Raw genomic sequence first — 18,636 nt, forward strand, 5'->3', positions numbered from 1 at the left:
GTTTGACCAGAAATGTCCTCCCTCACCTTTTCGCATACCGTGACCGAGCGCTTCCTGCGCTACGTCACCATCGACACCCAATCCGATCCGGAATCCCCGGCCTCGCCATCGACCGAGAAACAGAAAGATCTCGGCCGTGTGCTCGCCGCCGAGCTCAGGGAGATGGGCGTCGAGGACGCTCATCTCGATGATTACGGCTACGTCTATGGAACGATCCCGGCGAACACGACCAAGAAGGTGCCCGTGATCTGCTTCTGCTCGCACATGGACACTTCGCCCGACGTCACCGGCAACGACGTCAAGCCGCAGATGGTGAAGAACTATCGCGGCGGCGACATCACGCTGCCGGGCGATACCAGCCAGGTGATCCGCTTCGCCGAGCATCCGGCGCTGAAGAACCAGATCGGCAACGACATCATCACCACCGACGGCACCACGCTGCTCGGTGCCGACAACAAGGCCGGCGTGGCTGAGATCATGGATGCCGCGCATTTCTTCATCAACAACCCGCAAGTGAAGCACGGCACCATCAAGATCCTGTTCACGCCGGACGAGGAGATCGGCCGCGGCGTCGACAATGTCGACATCAAGAAGCTCGGCGCTGATTTCGGCTACACCATGGACGGCGAGAGCGCGGGTAGCGTCGAGGACGAGACCTTCTCGGCGGACGGCGCCACCATCACCATCAACGGCGTCAGCGCCCATCCCGGCTATGCCAAGGGCAAGATGGAGCACGCCATCAAGATCGCCGCCGCCATCGTCGAGCGTCTGCCCCGGGAAGGCTGCTCGCCCGAGACGACATCAGGCAAGCAGGGTTTTCTGCATCCGATCGGGATCGAGGGTGCGCTGGAGCAGGCTACGCTCTCCTTCATTGTGCGCGACTTCACCGAGGAAGGGCTGAAGGAGAAGGAGATCCTGCTCGAGAACATCGTCAAGGACGTGATGAAGGATTTTCCGCGCTCGACTTACACATTCGAGGTGCGGGAGCAGTACCGCAACATGAAGCAGGTTATCGATCGCCACCCGCACATTCTTGAATACGCCATCGAAGCGATCCGCCGCGCCGGCCTGCGCCCGATGCGCACCGCGATCCGCGGCGGCACCGACGGCTCCCGCCTGTCCTTCATGGGACTGCCCTGCCCCAACATCTTCGCCGGCGAGCACGCATTTCACTCCCGGCTCGAATGGGTCAGCCGGCAGGACATGGAGAAGGCGGTGCAGACGATCGTCCATCTCGCCATGATCTGGGAGGAGAAGGCTTAGGCCTCTCGTCAAAAGGCAATATGGCCGGGATCGCTCCCGGCCATCGTCCTGCACGTTACGGCACCCGCATCGCACGCGGAGAGCGATGGAAGCGGTTGGAGCTCGCCATCCAGTTCGGGAGCGGCGCGCCGTCGCGATGCCGGCCACCGGCAACAGCCGCAGCCCAGGCCACCGCAGCGCCGATCAGGGTTGCTGCCGCAACGGAGAAGGCGACGATGATGGAGTTACGCCGCGCCCGATTGATGGCCGTCCTTGAATCCGCGATCAGCGTGTCGACCCGTCGCTCCGAGTCGGGTGCTGCAAGTCCCGTCAACGCGGCCACCTGCTGCACGAGGTAGGCCCGGTCATCGGTGCTGACGCCGCTGTGGCTCGACGCCGTCATCAGGATGCGTCCCGCTTCGGCACGAGGTTCCCTGAGGTCGGTGTTGGGGGGCCGCCGCGCTGCGCGAAACAGCTTATCCAGCTCGTAGCTCAACAGAGGCTCGGCGGCGGAGGTACTGCTCGCCGAACTGCGCATCGGCGAGCGGTCAATCGCAGCTGCGCCGAGCATCGCGAGCAGAGCGGCACCAAGCAGCACGGCGAGCGCCCAGGACATCAGGCCATGCAGCCCGTCCCGCCGTTCGCCCTCGTCTTCGATCGTTGTGACCGCCGGGGCTGGTCGCGTCGTCCGGCCGGCGATATAGCCGCCGAAGCCGAAGCTGATAATCGCCTGGATGATCAGATACAGCCCCGACAGCAAAGCCAGCGCCGCCGATGCATCGCGCCATGTCGGCGAGGCTGAACTGACGCCCAGGCCGACGGCGACTCCAAAGCCGACCAGGATGAACGACATTGCGCCGGCAGCCAAAGCGCCTGCGATCACCGAGCTCCACTGGATGATGCGCCTTTCATCGGCAGCGACGCCGCCGCCTTCCACGATGTCTTCCCGTATGAGAGTTTCCATGGTCATCGCCGCTCTCTCAGCGCAAGCCGAAGAACGACAAGATCGCCATGACCACCACGATCAAGCCGATGAGATAAATCAATCCGTCCATGGTCCGTCCTCCTCAATTTCTCCTCGTCGCTAATCACAATGAACAAGGAACGTTCCAAATTGGACCGAGCCAGCGGGAACGAACCCGCGCGATGCGGATTATCTGTCCAAGTCCCAAGGATGAAGTTTGTGAGCACGAAAGCCTCAGCCGGTAAGTCCCGGCTGGGGCTTTCTTTTTGTGCGCCGGTTCCTGTCCTATGTTAACGACGCCGGCTCTCGGATCATCAAGGATGCGCTCGGGGCGGGAACCTCCGGATCGGGAGAGCCGCGTGGATCGCAGAACCGCGTGCCTTCATCAGGCAGATGCATTCCGGGAAAAGGCGATCGCCGATCCCGAGCACCACGACCAGTGGATCGATGAAGCCATCAAATGGCTGGAACGGGCCATGGAAGCGGGCTGCCGCGCCGTCGTCACGGTCGAAGGCGGCGATATGCCGAACGTTGCACGCGGAGCGGCAGCCGATGCTCGGCTGAGCTTGATCACACGCCAATGAGAAGAGCTGCCGTCTTCGCGAGCGCTGCGGCAATTGTTCCCGGAACGTAACAATGTTGCGGGTCGACACTGTTCCCAACGCCATGCTAGGCCGGGCGCAGACCGCAACCAGAGTGACGTCGTGCTCGCGAACCGCCAGCCCTCAGGATCATGCCGGCCGCGCAACTGGCGCGGGCTGCTGTCTGTGCTGATCGCGGTCGTCTACCTGCTCGCGGGAGCGCTGCATGGCCTGCACGACATCGACGTCACCACGCCCGGTGGCGGCTCGGAGATCAGCGCGGTGCTTGACGGCTCGGCGGATCACAACGACCACAAGGCCATCGGCGGGCATCATTGCCATGGCTGCTTCTCGGTGACGGTGGCGCAGCCGACGCCACCGGCCGGATCGATCGGGCTCGTGTCCGCATCGCGCCCGCAACGCGCACCCCGGCTCGCCGGCATTGTTCCCGACACCGACTCCCCGCCTCCCAAACATATGGCCTGAACGGATTGGTCGGGCGCCACGAGCGTCCATTCGGTTCATCCTCACAGGTCGGTTTCATGTTTTTCAGGGGAATGGCCGCGCGCCTGGCGTGCGCGGCAGCGTGTCTGATTGCCGGATCGGCGCTTGCGCCATCTCACGCCCAGACTCTGACGATGCGGAGCGCGCTTTCGCGCGCGCTGGCCGCGAGCCCGCGGCTGACCGCGGCGGAGCGCGATGTCGGCATCGCCACGGGCCAGCGCATCCAGGCAGGTGCGCTTCTCAATCCGGAACTGACCTACGAACAGGACAATTCGTTCGGGTCCGGCATCTATCGCGGCACACGATCGGCCGAGACCACGCTCCAGATCAGCCAGGCCTTCGAGCTGTTCGGCAAGCGCGACGCGCGGATTGCAGCTGGCGTCGCCGGCATCGAGGTCGCCGCGATCCAGCGCAAAGCCGTCAGGCTGGAGGTGCTGTCGGAGACCGCGATCGCCTTCCTCAGCGTGCTCGGCGCACAGCGGCGCATCCAGATCCTCGACGAGCAGATCACCGCCATCGACCGGCTGACGCCGCTTTTGCGCCGACGCGTCGAGGCCGGCGCCTCCTCGCCGGCCGAGACCGGCCGTGCGGAGGTGGCGTCCGCACTGGTGAAGGCCGACCGCGAGCGCTTCAAGGCGACGCTGGCCAGCGCCCGGCGCGAGCTTGCGGTCTTGATGGGCGACGCGGCACCGAAATTCGGCGAGGTCTCCGGACGGCTCGACACCATGGGCCGGCCGCCGACGTTCCAGTCGGTCGTCGCCGCGATCGATGCCAATCCGCAGCTGGTGCGCTGGACCGCGATCTATGCCCAGCGCAACGCCGAGCTGTTGCTGGCGCGGCTAAGGCCCTATCCCGACGTGCGGATCGCCGCCGGCTGGCGCCATTTCAACGAGACCAATGACGACGCGGCGCGCCTCACCGTCTCGGTGCCGATCCCCGTGTTCGACCAGAACCAGGGCAATATCCTTTCGGCCCAGGAAAGCCTCGCCAAGACCAAGGCCGAGCGCGAGGCCAACCGCAACACGCTGATCGTGGTCGCCGGCCGCGCCTACGACTCGCTGCAGGGCTCGCTGCGCGAGCTCGCGGTGCTGCGCGAGAGCGCCATTCCCAAGGCCACCGAAGCCTCGGACGCCATCGCGCAAGGCTACGGCCAGGGCCGCTTCAGCCTGCTCGAAGTGCTCGATGCCCAGGCCAGCGTCACCCAGGCGCGGCTGCGCGAGCAGGAGGCGCTGCAGAATTTCCACGCGGGGGTGGCGACCATCGAAGGGCTCGTCGGCAATCCCTTTACGCTGGCGCGGGAGAGCGCACGATGAAGACGTCCTCCACCATCCTCGTCGCATTCGTTGCCGCCGCACTTGGCGTCGCACTTGGCGCTTACGGCTATTCCCTGCTCGGCCCGGCCAGGGTCGAGCATGCCGAACACGCCGCGGACAAGAAGCCGGAGAAGCCGAACGACCATGTCGAGCAGGACGAGCACGGTGCCGACCGGATCCGCATCTCCGACGTCAAGCTTGCCGCCGCCGGCGTGACGCTGGCGGAAGCCGGGAGCGTCACGCTGACCGACACGCTCGCCTTCAACGGCATCCTGCGCGCCAACCAGGAAGCCGTGGTGCAGGTGACGCCGCGCTTTCCCGGCGTTGCCAAATCGATCCAGAAGCGCATCGGCGACGAGGTCGGCAAGGACGATCTGCTCGCCGCGGTCGAGAGCAACCAGAGTCTCACCGTCTACGAGCTCAAGGCGCCGCTTGCCGGCACCGTCATCGAGCGGCAGATTTCGCTCGGCGAATACGCCTCCGAGCAGAAGCCCGCCTTCGTCGTCGCCGACCTCTCCACTATCTGGGTCGATCTGTCGATCTATCGCCAGGATCTGCGGCGCGTTCGTCTCAACGACGAGGTGCTGATCGATCCCGACGACGGCCGCGGCGAGATCAAGGGCACGATCGCCTACATGGCCCCGATCGGCTCGAGCGAGACCCAGACGGCGCTGGCGCGCGTGGTGCTGCCAAATCGGGACGGGCGCTTGCGTCCCGGCCTGTTTGTCACGGCACGGCTGATCCTCGCCGCCCGCAACGTCGCGGTCGCGGTGCGCAAAAGCGCGATCCAGACGCTGGAGAACAGGACTATCGTGTTCGTTCGTGAGGACGGCGACAAGATCGAGGCGCGCCCGGTGGAGCTTGGCGATTCCGACCCGCGCCATGTCGAGATCAAGGCCGGTCTATCGGCCGGCGAGCATTACGTCGCGGAAAACAGCTTCGTCGTGAAGGCGGAGATGGGCAAGGGCGAGGCCGAGCATGATTGAGCGTCTCATCGCGGTCTCGCTGCAGCAGCGCTGGCTGGTCCTGCTGCTCGCGCTCGGCGCCGTCGCTTTCGGAGCGTGGAATTTCCAACGCCTTCCGATCGACGCCGTGCCTGACATCACCAACGTCCAGGTCCAGATCAACACCCGCGCCCCCGGCTATTCGCCGCTGGAAACCGAGCAGCGCATCACCTTCCCGGTCGAGACCGCGATGGGCGGGCTGCCCAAGCTCGACTACACGCGCTCGCTGTCGCGCTACGGCCTGAGTCAGGTGACCGTCGTCTTCAAGGACGGCACCGACATCTATTTTGCCCGCCAGCTCGTCGGCGAACGGATCCAGCAGGTGAAGGACCAGCTTCCGGCCGGCGTCGAGGTCGCGATGGGACCGGTCTCGACCGGGCTCGGCGAAATCTTCATGTACACCGTCGAGGCCAAGGCGGGCGCGAAGACGCAAGGCGGCCACGACTATTCGCTGACCGACTTGCGCACCGTGCAGGACTGGATCATCAAGCCGCAGCTTCGCAACGTGCCGGGGGTGATCGAGGTCAACACCATCGGCGGCTTCGAGCGGCAATTCCATGTGCTCCCCGATCCCGGCAAGCTGATGGCCTACCGGCTCGGCTTTCGCGACGTCATGACGGCGCTCGCCGCCAACAATGCCGATGTCGGCGCCGGCTATATCGAGCGCAACGGCGAGCAATATCTGGTTCGCTCGCCGGGCCAGGTCGGCAATGTCGGCGAAATCAGGGACATCGTCATCGGCTCGCGCGGCGGCAATCCCGTCAGGATCAGGGATATCGCGACCGTCACCGAAGGCCGCGATTTGCGCACGGGAGCCGCAACGCGCGATGGCGAGGAAACCGTGCTCGGCACCGCCATGCTTTTGATCGGCGAGAACAGCCGCACCGTGGCGCGCCGTGTCGCGGCCCGGCTGGAGGATATCGCCAAATCGCTGCCCGACGGCGTCGTGACGCGGACCGTCTACGACCGCACCGATCTGGTCGAAGCCACCATCCGCACCGTCGAGAGCAATCTGCTGGAAGGCGCGGCCCTGGTCGTGGCCGTGCTGTTCCTGATCCTCGGCAACATCCGCGCCGCGCTGGTGGTGGCTTGCGTCATTCCGCTGTCCATGGCCATGACGGTCACCGGCATGGTCGAGACCAAGGTCAGCGCGAACCTGATGAGCCTGGGTGCAATCGATTTCGGCATCATCGTCGACGGCGCCGTGATCATCGTCGAGAACTGCCTGCGCATGCTGGCCGAGGTCCAGCGCGAGAAAGGCGGCCTGCTCACGATCTCCGAACGGCTGCGCGCGATCCGGAGTGGGTCGAGCGAGGTGATCAAGCCGAGCCTGTTCGGAACGCTGATCATCGCAGTGGTCTACCTGCCGGTGCTGACGCTGACCGGCGTCGAGGGCAAGATGTTCACGCCGATGGCCCTGACGGTGCTGATGGCGCTGGGTGCCGCGGTGCTGTTCTCCATCACCTTCGTGCCGGCGGCGGTTGCCATCTTCGTCACCGGCAAGGTGTCCGAACACGAAAACCTGTTCATGCGGCTGGCGAAGCGCGCCTATCTCCCCGTGCTCCGGCTGGCGATCGACCATCGCCTTGGCGTCGCAATCATGGCCGCCATCATCGTGGTCGCAAGCTGCGTTGCCGCCGCGCGCATGGGCGGCGAGTTCATCCCGAGCCTGGACGAAGGCGACGTCGCGCTGGCCTCGATCCGGATTCCCGGCACCAGCCTGACCCAGTCGCTGGACCTGCAAAAGGCGCTGGAAAAGCGCGTCAAGCAGATTCCGGAGGTGAAGGAGTTCTTCACCCGCATCGGCACCGCCGAGATCGCAACCGACCCGATGTCGCCGGCACAGACCGACGGCTACATCATGCTGAAGCCGCGCGCCGAATGGCCCGACCCTGGCAGCTCCAAGGCCGAGGTGATCGAGGCCATCGCCCGTGCCGCCGACGACATCCCCGGCAGCGCCTATGAAATCTCCCAGCCGATCCAGTTCCGCGTCAACGAGTTGATCTCCGGCGTGCGAAGCGACGTCGGCGTCAAGATCTTCGGCGACGACCTCGACATCCTGCAAGGCGCGGCAAAACAGGTCGAAGCCGCGATCCGCGGCATCCGCGGCGCCAGCGACGTCAAGATCGAGCAGGTCTCGGGCCTGCCGATCCTCACCGTCCGCCTCGACCGCCAGGCGCTCGCCCGGTATGGGCTCAGCATCAGCGAGGTGCAGGGCATCGTCGAGATCGCGGTCGGCGGCAAGTCGGCCGGCAAGCTGTTCGAGGGCGACCGCCGCTTCGACATCGTCGTGCGCCTGCCGGAACATCTGCGCGGCAATCTCGAAGCCATCAGGGCAATCCCGATCCCGCTGCCGCCGGGTGAGGATGCGACAATCGGTGCGCCGATCCGGACGGCACTGCCCGGCTCCCCCCTCGCCCAGATGCGCTATGTGCCGCTGTCGTCGGTTGCCACCGTCGATGCGACGCCCGGCCCCAACCAGATCAGCCGCGAGAACGGCAAGCGGCGCATCGTGGTCACCGCCAATGTCCGCGCGCGCGATCTCGGCTCCTTCGTCACCGAGGCGGAGGCGGCCGTCGCGGAGAAGGTCAAGCTGCCGCCGGGCTACTGGATCGGCTGGGGCGGACAGTTCGAGCAGCTGGTCTCCGCCACCAAGCGGCTGACGCTCGTGGTGCCGTTGGCGTTGCTGCTGGTCTTCCTGCTGCTGTTCATGGGCATGGGATCGGCGGCTGATGCGGCCCTCGTGTTCTCCGGCGTGCCGCTGGCACTGACCGGCGGCGTCATGGCGCTGCTGCTGCGCGGTATTCCGCTGTCGATCAGCGCCGGCGTCGGCTTCATCGCACTGTCGGGCGTCGCCGTCCTCAACGGGCTCGTCATCATCGCCTTCATCGAGCGGCTGCGCAGCGAGGGCCACCCCGTTGCCGACGCGGTGCGCGAGGGCGCGCTGACACGCCTGCGTCCGGTGCTGATGACGGCCCTCGTCGCGTCCCTCGGCTTCGTGCCGATGGCCCTTGCCACCGGGGCCGGTGCCGAGGTGCAGCGGCCGCTTGCGACCGTGGTGATCGGCGGTATCATCTCCTCGACCGTGCTGACGCTGCTGGTGCTGCCGGCGCTCTACGTGCTGTTCCGCCGTGACGGGGCTGCCGAAACGCCTACAATAGCGCCTGATTTGGCAGCGTCCGGGGAGCGGTAGAGGTGGGCAGCCACGACCATCACGGCCATCACGGCCATCATCACGATGATCATAGCCACGATCACGATCATGGTGGCCACGCCCATGCCCATGCGCCCGCCAGTTTCGGCAAGGCATTCGCGATCGGCATCTCGCTCAACACCGCGCTGGTCTTGGCGGAGGCCGTCTACGGCTATATCGGCAACTCCACGGCTCTGCTTGCGGACGCCGGCCATAATCTTTCCGACGTGCTCGGCTTGGTCGTGGCCTGGTGCGCGTCGATCGCGGCGCGGCGCGCGCCCAGCGGCCGCTTCACCTATGGCCTGCGCGCCTCCACCATCCTGGCGGCGCTGGCGAACGCGGTGTTCCTGCTGGTCGCAACCGGCGCGATCGGCTGGGAAGCGATTTTGCGCCTGCGGGAGCCGGAGCCGGTCGCCGGCATCACCGTGATGGTGGTCGCCGGCATCGGCATCCTCATCAACGGTTTTACCGCCATGTTGTTCGCGCGCGGTCGCAAGGACGACATCAACATCGAAGGCGCCTATCTGCACATGGCGGCCGACGCCGCGGTCTCGCTCGGCGTCGTCATCTCGGCGGCGCTGATCATCTGGACCGGCTGGCTCTGGCTCGATCCCGTCACCAGCCTCGTCATCTGCGCCACCATCCTCTGGAGCACCACCAGCCTGCTCCGTGGCTCCATCGACATGTCGATGGCGGCGGCGCCCAGGGGCACCGACATTGCCGCGATCAAGATCCTTCTGCTGGAGCGGCCCGGCGTCACTGCGATCCACGATCTCCACGTCTGGCCGATCTCGACCACCGAGACGGCGCTGACCTGCCACCTCGTCATGCCCACCGGCGCCGGCGATGCCTTCCTGATGGAGACGGCGCAGATGCTGAAGCGCTCCCACCGCATCGGCCACACCACGCTTCAGATCGAGACGCATCCGGACAATGGCTGCGCGCTGGCGCCGGATGACGTGGTGTGAGGTAGTTGCGTTGCTGCGTCCCCATCGTCATTGCGAGGAGCGAAGCGACGAAGCAATCCAGACTGCCTCCGCGGAGAACGGTCTGGATTGCTTCGCTGCGCTCGCAATGATGAGGACAGAGCGACGCCTACGCCGCCTTCGCCGTCACGATCCAGATCGCGCCCTGGAGCGCCACGCTCTGACCCTTCAGGAACGGCGCGAGCGTCTCGCGGATCGAGGCTTTTGCCGCGGCATAGGTCTCCGGCGGATGCCCTTGCAGCGCGCGGCTCGCCGGGCCGATCTGGAGCGAGCCTTCGACCGCGGCATCGAGCCCGCCGCCAATCGCGACGTCCATCGCGAGATTGTGCGGCTCCATCGCGACGTCGACGAAGCCCGCGCCTTTCAGGATGCGCGTCACGCGCTCTTCGGAGGCGAAGGCGAACGGGCCCGGCTCCTCCGGCCCGACCGGCGGCATCTTGGGAACGTGCTTGTAGACCGCCATAAGCGGCGCCATCATCCACGGATTTTCCTTCGGCTCGCGCCAGCAGGCAAACGCCAACCGTCCCGTCGGCTTCAGCGCGCGGCGGAGATTGGTGAAAGACGCGATGGGATCGGCGAAGAACATCACGCCGAACCGCGAGGCCAGCAGGTCAAAGCTCGCCGGCTCGAACGGATGCACCGTCGCATCGGCCAGCACGAAATCGAGCGGCAGGCCTTTTGGCGCAAACGCGCGCGCCTGCGACAGCATCGGCTCGGAGACGTCGAGCCCGAGCGCAAAGCCATCAGGCGCGACAGCCTTCGCGAACGCGAACGTCGTCGCACCGGAGCCACAGCCGATGTCGAGGACGCGCTCGCCCGGCTTCGGCCTGGCGCGGGCGATCAGCACGTCGGCAATGGGTCCCAGCAGGCTCTCCTGCGCCGCATGGCGATCGGCCCAGCGCTGCCCGCTGGGGCCATTCCAGTAGGCGATCTGATCGGCGTTCTGCTCGTGTCCGCTTGGTTGTTGCATCAGGGCCTCTGTGGCTCGGTATCGCCCGCCTGCGCCTATCGGCTTCGGCGCGGCAGCCTTCGTTCGCTTCGCGCCAATAACGTGTGAGGCTGGCTCGCCGAGCCGAAGCTCGCGAAGCGAGCAAAGGCTGGTGGGCGGTGAGAGATTCGAACTCCCGACCCTCTCGGTGTAAACGAGATGCTCTAACCAGCTGAGCTAACCGCCCCTCGCCGCTTCTTTATCCCTACCGGCCCCGAACGGGCAAGCGCGGAACGCCAATTCCAGGGCCTCAATCCTGTGGCCGGCCCGGCAGCAGCGGCACCGCGTCGATCCACACCGCCGCCGACTGGCACCAGATCTGCCTGACGGGCCGCAATTTGTCGCGCTGGCGGATGCTGCCCCAGCGGATGCCCCAATCGTCCTCCTGGTCGCCGTCGCCGCTCGTGAACAGCGGGGAACCGCAGTCGGCGCAAAAGTGCTGGAAGCGCATCCGGCCGTTGTCGCCGCGCTTGCCGTAGATCCTGGGCGTGCCGGCAGTCAGGCGGACTTCGGCGCCCGAACAGACGGCCGTCACCCGGAAGGGCGAGCCGGTCAGTGTCTGGCAATCGGTGCAGTGGCAGACCGACACCGTCTCCGGGTCGATCTCGGCTTCAAAGGTAATCTCGCCGCAATGGCATTGCCCGTCGATGTGCATTGTCGTCATCCGCTGCCCAAAACAAAATGCCCCACAAAAAAACGGCGCCCGAAGGCGCCGTTTTATCATCTTTTTCGAGCTGCGATCTCAGTGAGCGGTCAGGCCGCCGGCGGCTTCGTCGCCGTCCGGCTTCACCGTCACCTTGGTGTCCTCTTCCCAGACGATCGGCACTGGCTTCTTGACCAGCGCCTTGGCGACGACGTCGTCGAGGCGCGAGACCGGGATGATCTCCATGCCGCCCTTGATCGCATCGGAAATCTCCGTGAGATCCTTGGCGTTGTCCTCAGGAATCAGCACCGTCTTGATGCCGCCGCGGGCAGCAGCCAGCAGCTTCTCCTTCAGGCCGCCGATCGGCAGCACGCGGCCGCGCAGCGTGATTTCGCCGGTCATCGCGACATCGTGGCGGACCGGGATGCCGGTCATGACCGAGATGATCGCGGTGGCCATCGCCACGCCCGCCGACGGACCGTCCTTCGGCGTCGCGCCTTCCGGCACGTGCACGTGGATGTCGCGCCGGTCGAACAGCGGCGGCTCGATGCCGTAGACGATCGCGCGCGAGCGGACATAGGACGCCGCCGCCGAGATCGATTCCTTCATCACGTCACGCAGATTGCCCGTGACCGTCATCTTGCCCTTGCCGGGCATCATGACGCCTTCGATCGTCAGCAACTCGCCGCCGACATCGGTCCAGGCAAGGCCGGTGACGATGCCGACCTGCGGCTCGCTCTCGATCTCACCGTAGCGGTACTTCGGCACGCCCAGAAGCTCTTCGAGAGTCTTCTCGGTGATCTTGACCGACTTCTTCTTGGAGATCATCAGCTCCTTCACCGCCTTGCGGGCGAGTGTGGAGAGCTCACGCTCCAAATTGCGCACGCCCGCTTCGCGGGTGTAGCGGCGGATCAGAAGCAGCAGCGCGTCGTCGTCGATCGAGAACTCCTTGGAGTCCAGGCCGTGCTTGGACACCGCGGTCGGGATCAAGTGCTTGCGCGCGATCTCGACCTTCTCGTTCTCGGTGTAGCCCGCGATCCGGATGATCTCCATGCGGTCCATCAGTGGTCCCGGAATATTGAGCGTATTCGCGGTCGTGATGAACATCACGTTGGACAGATCGTAGTCAACCTCGAGATAGTGGTCGTTGAAGGTCGCGTTCTGCTCGGGGTCGAGGACCTCGAGCAGCGCCGAGGACGGATCGCCGCGGAAATCGGCGCCCATCTTGTCGATCTCGTCCAGCAGGAACAGCGGATTGGACGACTTCGCCTTCCGCATCGACTGGATGATCTTGCCGGGCATCGAGCCGATATAGGTGCGGCGGTGCCCGCGGATCTCGGCCTCGTCGCGCACGCCACCGAGCGAGACGCGCACGAATTCGCGCCCCGTCGCCTTCGCGATCGACTTGCCGAGCGAGGTCTTGCCGACGCCGGGAGGGCCGACGAGGCACAGGATCGGGCCCGTCAGCTTGTTGGCGCGCGACTGTACGGCGAGATACTCGACGATGCGGTCCTTGACCTTCTCCAGCCCGTAGTGATCCGCATCCAGAACCGCCTGCGCGGCTTCCAGATCCTTCTTCACCTTGGACTTCTTGTTCCACGGAATCGACAGCAGCCAATCCAGATAGTTGCGCACGACGGTCGCTTCCGCGGACATCGGCGACATCTGGCGCAGCTTCTTCAATTCATGCTGCGCCTTCTCGCGCGCTTCCTTGGAGAGCTTGGTCTTGGAGATCTTCTCTTCGAGATCGGCGAGCTCGTCGCGACCGTCGTCGTCGCCGAGCTCCTTCTGGATCGCCTTCATCTGCTCGTTGAGATAGTACTCGCGCTGGGTCTTCTCCATCTGGCGCTTGACGCGCGAGCGGATGCGCTTCTCGACCTGGAGCACCGAGATCTCGCTCTCCATCAGGCCCAGCACCTTCTCCAGGCGCTGCGTGACCGACAGCGTCTCCAGGATGCCCTGGCGATCCGCGATCTTGACGGCGAGATGCGAGGCGACGGTGTCGGCGAGCTTGGCAAAATCGGTGATCGCCTGCACGACGCCGACGACCTCGGCCGAGATCTTCTTGTTGAGCTTCACGTAGCTCTCGAAGTCGGACACGACGGAGCGCGCCATGGCCTCCGCCTCGACCGACTTCGCATCGGTATCGGCGAGCGCAATCGCGGTCGCTTCGTAATAGTCGGCGCGATCGGTGTACTTCTGCACGCGCGCCCGCTCGAGCCCTTCGACCAGCACCTTCACAGTGCCGTCGGGAAGCTTCAAGAGCTGGAGCACGCTGGCAAGCGTACCGGTCTCGTAAATGGAATCGGGTGCCGGATCATCGTCGGACGCGTTCTTCTGGGTCGCGAGCATGATCAGCGCGTCGTTCTTCATCACCTCTTCGAGCGCGCGGATCGACTTCTCGCGGCCGACGAAGAGCGGAACGATCATGTGCGGGAAGACGACGATGTCGCGCAGGGGCAGCACGGGATAGGCGTGCGTTTCGCCATGGACGATGGTTGGCCTGGGTTTTGGATTGGTCATGGCCTTTTCCTTTTGCTTTGCCCCCTTGCACGCAGCCCGCCATGCTCATGCGCAACCGCCACAAGGTGCCGAGGTGACCCGCAATACCGATCGGTCCTTTTGAGGTTGGACCGGCTTGCCGAATCGGAACTGAGGCGAATCTTGAAGAGAATTTTTACTCGCCGCCGACATTAGGTGGCTATCGACCCGGGGGGTGTCAAGTCATTGAAAGACGCGCGCCATCAGGCGCTTACGCACGCAAATAAGCGACGCAACACCGGCTGCGGAGATACTTTCCGCAGCCCCTGCTTGAGGAGACGATTGGAGCGTTCCAGCGCCGAAATCAGGCGCTGGCGTTCTCGACGGCGCGATCGGACCGATCGGCGTAGATGTAGAGCGGACGCGCCGTTCCTTCCACGACTTCGCGGGAAATCACGACTTCTTCCACACCTTCGAGGCCCGGCAGGTCGAACATGGTCTCGAGCAGGATCGCCTCGAGGATTGAACGCAGCCCCCGCGCACCGGTCTTGCGCTCGATCGCCCTGCGGGCAACCGCGCCAAGCGCCTCGTCGGCGAAGGTCAGCTCGATGTTCTCCATCTCGAACAGCCGCTGGTACTGCTTCACCAGCGCGTTCTTCGGCTCGACCAGGATCTTCTTGAGCGAAGCCTCGTCCAGATCCTCCAGCGTCGCCACGACGGGCAGACGGCCGACGAATTCCGGGATCAGGCCGTACTTCAGGAGATCCTCAGGCTCGACATGACGGAAGATTTCGCCGGTGCGGCGGTCTTCCGGTGCGAGCACCTGAGCGGCGAAACCGATCGAGGTCGAACGTCCGCGTGCCGAGATGATCTTTTCGAGGCCCGAGAACGCACCACCGCAGATGAACAGGATATTGGTGGTGTCCACCTGCAGGAACTCCTGCTGCGGATGCTTGCGGCCGCCCTGCGGCGGGACCGAAGCCACCGTGCCTTCCATGATCTTGAGCAGCGCCTGCTGCACGCCCTCACCCGACACGTCGCGCGTGATCGAGGGATTGTCGGACTTGCGGCTGATCTTGTCGATTTCGTCGATGTAGACGATGCCGCGCTGGGCACGCTCGACATTGTAGTCGGCGGCCTGGAGCAGCTTCAGGATGATGTTCTCGACGTCCTCGCCGACATAGCCGGCTTCGGTCAGCGTCGTCGCATCCGCCATCGTGAACGGCACGTCCAGGATGCGGGCGAGCGTCTGCGCGAGCAGCGTCTTGCCCGAGCCGGTCGGACCGATCAGCAGGATGTTCGACTTCGCAAGCTCGACGTCGTTGTGCTTGGTCTGGTGGTTGAGGCGCTTGTAGTGATTGTGCACCGCGACCGAGAGGACCTTCTTCGCATGGTTCTGGCCGATCACGTAATCGTCCAGCACCTTGCAGATTTCCTTCGGCGTCGGAATCCCGTCGCGCGACTTCACCAGCGAGGATTTGTTCTCCTCGCGAATGATGTCCATGCAGAGCTCAACGCACTCGTCGCAAATGAAGACCGTGGGACCCGCGATCAGTTTGCGCACTTCGTGCTGGCTCTTGCCGCAGAACGAGCAATACAGCGTGTTCTTGGAGTCGCTCGTGCCGACCTTACTCATTCATGTCTCCGTCCGCGGTTCGATCCCGTCCGCTCGATCGCCCTATTCCGGCACGACAGCCGGTACAGTCCTTCAAATAGAGCAAATTCCGTACCAAAAAAGACCCTACGCGTTACATGCCGTGCGAATCGCGGTCATTCGATTCCCCGCGATCATAGCCGATCAGTCATAGCGAACCATGCTGGCACCCGACTATCAAGAATTCGCTAATCGGGGGTCGCCGGCTACCCGTGACAATACCGTGATTTCCGGTCTTGGCACGGGCGAAGTGATCGAAATCACCCCGGCGTTGCTGGATTGCCACGAAAAACAAGCACGAAAGCGGAACTTTCTGCCTGTCGCAGGGCGCAAAAGTGCGTTTTGCGACGCGCGCACGTGTCCTTAACGTGAACGCTCCCTGATGGTGCCCGCGGTCCCAGAGGGATTGCCGGCACAGTAGTGCTACGGGGTCTTCGGCGACGCGGTTTCCTCGGCGCGCTTGTCGATCACCCTGTCGACCAGGCCGAACTCCTTGGCGTCGCTCGCGGTCAGGAACTTGTCGCGTTCCAGCGCGTCCTCGATCGCCTTGTAGGTCTGGCCGGTGTGCTTCACGTAGATCTCGTTGAGCCGCTTCTTCAGGTTCAGGATTTCCTGGGCGTGCAGCATGATGTCGGTGGCCTGGCCCTGGAAGCCGCCGGAGGGCTGATGCACCATGATGCGCGCGTTCGGCAGCGAGAAGCGCATGTCCTTCTCGCCGGCGCAGAGCAGCAGCGAGCCCATCGAGGCGGCCTGTCCGGTGCACAGCGTCGAGACCGGCGGACGAATGAACTGCATGGTGTCGTAGATCGCGAGGCCCGACGTCACCACGCCGCCCGGCGAGTTGATGTACATCGAGATTTCCTTCTTCGGATTTTCCGCCTCAAGGAACAACAGCTGCGCGACGATCAGCGTCGACATGCCGTCCTCGACCGGCCCGGTCAGGAAGATGATTCGCTCTTTCAGAAGGCGCGAGAAAATGTCGTAGGCGCGCTCGCCACGGTTGGTCTGCTCGACCACCATGGGCACGAGGTTCATGTAGGTTTCAACCGGATCGCGCATGAGTCACCTAGGGTTTTGAAGAGGCGGACATCGCCAGGCCCGGCTGCCAGTCGGGGCTGGATCTGCCGGAAGGCCGATGGACGTCCCGTGATGCAGGAACTTGGCAGAAGAACTTGGTAGAGGCACTTGGCAGAAGCAGAGGGCGTAGCGACAGATATAGCCCAATTCGCGCCTGACAAGTGCGGAGCGAATTAAGGCTTAATCCGTGAGGCAGTTGAAGCTGATTCGTACAAAGAGGCCCAGCCGGCCACCTGGCTAGCTCGACCTCTTCGCTGATCATCCTTAATGCAAGGCTATCCTGGAGGCTCTCCTAAAGGCTCTTCTGGAGCCCTCAGGCCGCGGTCTTTTCCGCCTCGTCGTCCTTGTAGAGATCGTCGCGCGAGACCTTCTTCTCGGTCACCTTGGCAAGCTCGAGGATGAAGTCGACGACCTTGTCCTCATAGATCGGTGCACGAAGCTGGGCCAAGGCTTGGGCGTTGCTGCGGTAATAGTCCCAGACCTCCTTCTCGCGGCCCGGCATCGAGCGCGCCCGCTCGATCACGGCGCGGCCGACCTCGTCATCGGTCACGGAGATCTTGTTCTTCTCGCCGATCTCCGAGAGCACGAGGCCGAGCCGCACGCGACGATCGGCGATCTTGCGGTACTCTTCCTTGGCGGCGTCTTCAGTGGTGTCTTCGTCGGCGAAGGTCTTGCCGGCGGACTCCATCTCGGCCTTCACCGAGTTCCACATCAGATTGAACTCCTCGTCGACCAGCGAGGGCGGAGCCTCGAAGCGATGGGCCTCGTCGAGGCGGTCGAGCAGCGCGCGCTTGACGCGCTGGCGGGTCGCGGTCGCGAACTCGGCCACCAGCCGCTCGCGCGCCGCTTCCTTCAGCTTGTCCAGCGATTCCAGGCCGAGCGTCTTCGCGAACTCGTCGTCGATCGCGAGATCCTGCGGCGCCTCGATCAGCGTCGCGGTGGTCTCGAACTCGGCCGGCTGGCCGGCGAGCTTGTCGTTCATGTAGTTCTTGGGGAACGCCACCTTCAGCGTGCGGGTCTCGTTGGCGGCGATGCCGATGAGCTGCTCTTCGAAGCCGGGGATGAAGGTGTTGGATCCGATCACCACCTGGATGCCCTCGCCGGCGCCGCCTTCGAAGGCTTCGCCGTTGATGGTGCCCTTAAAGGCGACGGTGACGCGATCACCCGATTCGGCCTTGGCGCCCTCGCCCTTCGCGGCATAGCCACGGTTCGAATCGGCGATGCGCTTGATCGCCTCGTCGACGTCGGCGTCGGTGACTTCGGCCACAGGCTTTTCGACCTCGAAGGTCTTGAAGTCGGCGAGCGCAATCGACGGCACCACCTCGATCGCAACCGTGTAGGTCAGATCGGTTTTGCCGTTGAGCAGCTCCTCGACCTCGGCCTGCTCGGTCGGCATGGTGATCTTCGGTTCGGTCGCCAGGCGGAAGCCGCGCTCGGAGAACAGCTGAGTGTTGGTGTCGCGGATGGTCTGGTCGATGGTCTCGGCCATCACCGAGCGGCCATAGACCTTCTTGAGGTGCGTGACCGGCACCTTGCCGGGACGGAAGCCGTTGATGCGAACCTTGTCCTTGAGGTCGACGAGCTTGGCACCGGCCTTGGCGTCGAGATCAGACGCGGGAACGCTGATCTTGAACTCGCGCTTCAAACCTTCCGAGAGGGTTTCTGTGACCTGCATGGTGTCCAATCTTCTTCTCGTTCGGTCCCGGCGCGCATGCGTCGGGACGCTGTCATTAATCGATCCGGCGCGAGGCGAACGCCTCAACGCCGGTGGTTCATCGGACCGACTTCCGGCGGACAAACATCCGCGCGGGAGCAGATCGCGTAATCCGTGCAAACGCTGAAAGCGCTTGGTGCGGGCGGAGGGACTCGAACCCCCACAACTTTCGTCACTGGAACCTAAATCCAGCGCGTCTACCAGTTCCGCCACGCCCGCGTAAATTTGCATCAAGACCGGCCGCGATGCCGCGGGCGGCGGGCTTATAGCATGTGCCCGCCTGTTCGCAGCA

14 protein-coding genes and 2 tRNA genes are annotated in these 18,636 nt (G+C 64.5%); 7 read left to right on the plus strand and 9 right to left on the minus strand.

Translation table 11 applies throughout. From position 1 onward, the window contains the following. The first annotated feature begins 12 nt into the window (after nucleotides 1–12). Complete coding sequence (gene pepT / locus IVB36_RS38985) at nucleotides 13–1,263, plus strand: peptidase T (protein ID WP_204511352.1); 1,251 nt, start codon at nucleotides 13–15, stop codon at nucleotides 1,261–1,263. Nucleotides 1,264–1,318: 55 nt separating this feature from the next. On the opposite strand, the gene IVB36_RS38990 is transcribed toward pepT, so the two are convergent. Then, on the minus strand, nucleotides 1,319–2,212 hold the full coding sequence (locus tag IVB36_RS38990) for a hypothetical protein (protein WP_204511353.1): 894 nt from the start codon (nucleotides 2,210–2,212) through the stop codon (nucleotides 1,319–1,321). A 353-nt stretch (nucleotides 2,213–2,565) separates the two neighbouring features. Between IVB36_RS38990 and IVB36_RS38995 the strand changes: the two genes are divergently transcribed. The 6 genes from IVB36_RS38995 to IVB36_RS39020 all read left to right on the plus strand — a co-directional run bounded on the left by IVB36_RS38995 (nucleotide 2,566) and on the right by IVB36_RS39020 (nucleotide 9,769). Continuing rightward, nucleotides 2,566–2,790, plus strand: coding sequence for a hypothetical protein (locus IVB36_RS38995; protein ID WP_018455102.1), 225 nt, complete (start codon nucleotides 2,566–2,568; stop codon nucleotides 2,788–2,790). A gap of 120 nt (nucleotides 2,791–2,910) precedes the next feature. Further along, on the plus strand, nucleotides 2,911–3,273 hold the full coding sequence (locus tag IVB36_RS39000) for a hypothetical protein (protein WP_085353356.1): 363 nt from the start codon (nucleotides 2,911–2,913) through the stop codon (nucleotides 3,271–3,273). 56 nt (nucleotides 3,274–3,329) lie between these two features. Continuing rightward, the gene (ihpA, locus tag IVB36_RS39005; RefSeq protein ID WP_085353357.1) at nucleotides 3,330–4,604 is read left to right on the plus strand and encodes a divalent metal ion exporter subunit IhpA; all 1,275 of its coding nucleotides are present in this window, start codon (nucleotides 3,330–3,332) and stop codon (nucleotides 4,602–4,604) included. Next, nucleotides 4,601–5,590 (plus strand): divalent metal ion exporter adaptor subunit IhpB, encoded by a 990-nt coding sequence (ihpB, locus tag IVB36_RS39010; RefSeq protein WP_247395015.1) that lies wholly within the window; start codon nucleotides 4,601–4,603, stop codon nucleotides 5,588–5,590. Before ihpA ends, ihpB begins: the two co-directional genes overlap by 4 nt. Continuing rightward, entirely contained in the window at nucleotides 5,583–8,801 is a 3,219-nt protein-coding gene (locus tag IVB36_RS39015) for a CusA/CzcA family heavy metal efflux RND transporter (protein ID WP_018455106.1), read from the plus strand. The genes ihpB and IVB36_RS39015 overlap by 8 nt, the downstream gene beginning before the upstream one ends. A 2-nt stretch (nucleotides 8,802–8,803) precedes the next feature. After that, nucleotides 8,804–9,769, plus strand: coding sequence for a cation diffusion facilitator family transporter (locus IVB36_RS39020; protein WP_018455107.1), 966 nt, complete (start codon nucleotides 8,804–8,806; stop codon nucleotides 9,767–9,769). Nucleotides 9,770–9,896: 127 nt separating this feature from the next. Here IVB36_RS39020 and IVB36_RS39025 read toward each other — a convergent pair whose 3' ends face one another. From IVB36_RS39025 to IVB36_RS39060, 8 genes are all read right to left on the minus strand, one after another. Beyond that, nucleotides 9,897–10,757, minus strand: a complete 861-nt coding sequence (locus IVB36_RS39025) for a methyltransferase domain-containing protein (protein WP_085353363.1) — start codon at nucleotides 10,755–10,757, stop codon at nucleotides 9,897–9,899. A gap of 128 nt (nucleotides 10,758–10,885) precedes the next feature. After that, nucleotides 10,886–10,962 (minus strand) — tRNA-Val (locus IVB36_RS39030). A 63-nt stretch (nucleotides 10,963–11,025) separates the two neighbouring features. After that, nucleotides 11,026–11,430 carry a GFA family protein gene (locus tag IVB36_RS39035; protein WP_018455108.1) on the minus strand — a complete coding sequence of 135 codons (405 nt, stop codon included), beginning with the start codon at nucleotides 11,428–11,430 and terminating at the stop codon, nucleotides 11,026–11,028. An 87-nt stretch (nucleotides 11,431–11,517) separates the two neighbouring features. Continuing rightward, entirely contained in the window at nucleotides 11,518–13,941 is a 2,424-nt protein-coding gene (gene lon / locus IVB36_RS39040) for an endopeptidase La (RefSeq protein WP_018455109.1), read from the minus strand. Between the two features lie 322 nt (nucleotides 13,942–14,263). Further along, entirely contained in the window at nucleotides 14,264–15,535 is a 1,272-nt protein-coding gene (gene clpX, locus IVB36_RS39045; RefSeq protein WP_007603503.1) for an ATP-dependent Clp protease ATP-binding subunit ClpX, read from the minus strand. Between the two features lie 441 nt (nucleotides 15,536–15,976). Further along, nucleotides 15,977–16,612: an ATP-dependent Clp protease proteolytic subunit gene (locus IVB36_RS39050; RefSeq protein ID WP_007611005.1), complete on the minus strand. Its 636-nt coding sequence runs from the start codon at nucleotides 16,610–16,612 to the stop codon at nucleotides 15,977–15,979. Between the two features lie 331 nt (nucleotides 16,613–16,943). Beyond that, a complete protein-coding gene (tig, locus tag IVB36_RS39055) occupies nucleotides 16,944–18,305 on the minus strand; it encodes a trigger factor (RefSeq protein ID WP_018455110.1) in 1,362 nt (453 codons plus the stop codon). Nucleotides 18,306–18,478: 173 nt separating this feature from the next. Beyond that, nucleotides 18,479–18,563: transfer RNA gene (locus IVB36_RS39060), tRNA-Leu, on the minus strand. Between the last annotated feature and the right edge of the window lie 73 nt (nucleotides 18,564–18,636).

Origin of the sequence: Bradyrhizobium sp. 35, assembly GCF_023073215.1 — a bacterium.
Taxonomy (GTDB): Bacteria; Pseudomonadota; Alphaproteobacteria; order Rhizobiales; family Xanthobacteraceae; genus Bradyrhizobium; species Bradyrhizobium canariense_D.

Coding starts and splice junctions, on each gene's coding strand:
- pepT (WP_204511352.1), top strand. CDS start 13: ATGTCCTCCCTCACCTTTTCGCATACCGTGACCGAGCGCTTCCTGCGC.
- IVB36_RS38990 (WP_204511353.1), bottom strand. CDS start 2,212: ATGACCATGGAAACTCTCATACGGGAAGACATCGTGGAAGGCGGCGGC.
- ihpA (WP_085353357.1), top strand. CDS start 3,330: ATGTTTTTCAGGGGAATGGCCGCGCGCCTGGCGTGCGCGGCAGCGTGT.
- ihpB (WP_247395015.1), top strand. CDS start 4,601: ATGAAGACGTCCTCCACCATCCTCGTCGCATTCGTTGCCGCCGCACTT.
- IVB36_RS39015 (WP_018455106.1), top strand. CDS start 5,583: ATGATTGAGCGTCTCATCGCGGTCTCGCTGCAGCAGCGCTGGCTGGTC.
- IVB36_RS39025 (WP_085353363.1), bottom strand. CDS start 10,757: ATGCAACAACCAAGCGGACACGAGCAGAACGCCGATCAGATCGCCTAC.
- IVB36_RS39035 (WP_018455108.1), bottom strand. CDS start 11,430: ATGCACATCGACGGGCAATGCCATTGCGGCGAGATTACCTTTGAAGCC.
- lon (WP_018455109.1), bottom strand. CDS start 13,941: ATGACCAATCCAAAACCCAGGCCAACCATCGTCCATGGCGAAACGCAC.
- clpX (WP_007603503.1), bottom strand. CDS start 15,535: ATGAGTAAGGTCGGCACGAGCGACTCCAAGAACACGCTGTATTGCTCG.
- IVB36_RS39050 (WP_007611005.1), bottom strand. CDS start 16,612: ATGCGCGATCCGGTTGAAACCTACATGAACCTCGTGCCCATGGTGGTC.
- tig (WP_018455110.1), bottom strand. CDS start 18,305: ATGCAGGTCACAGAAACCCTCTCGGAAGGTTTGAAGCGCGAGTTCAAG.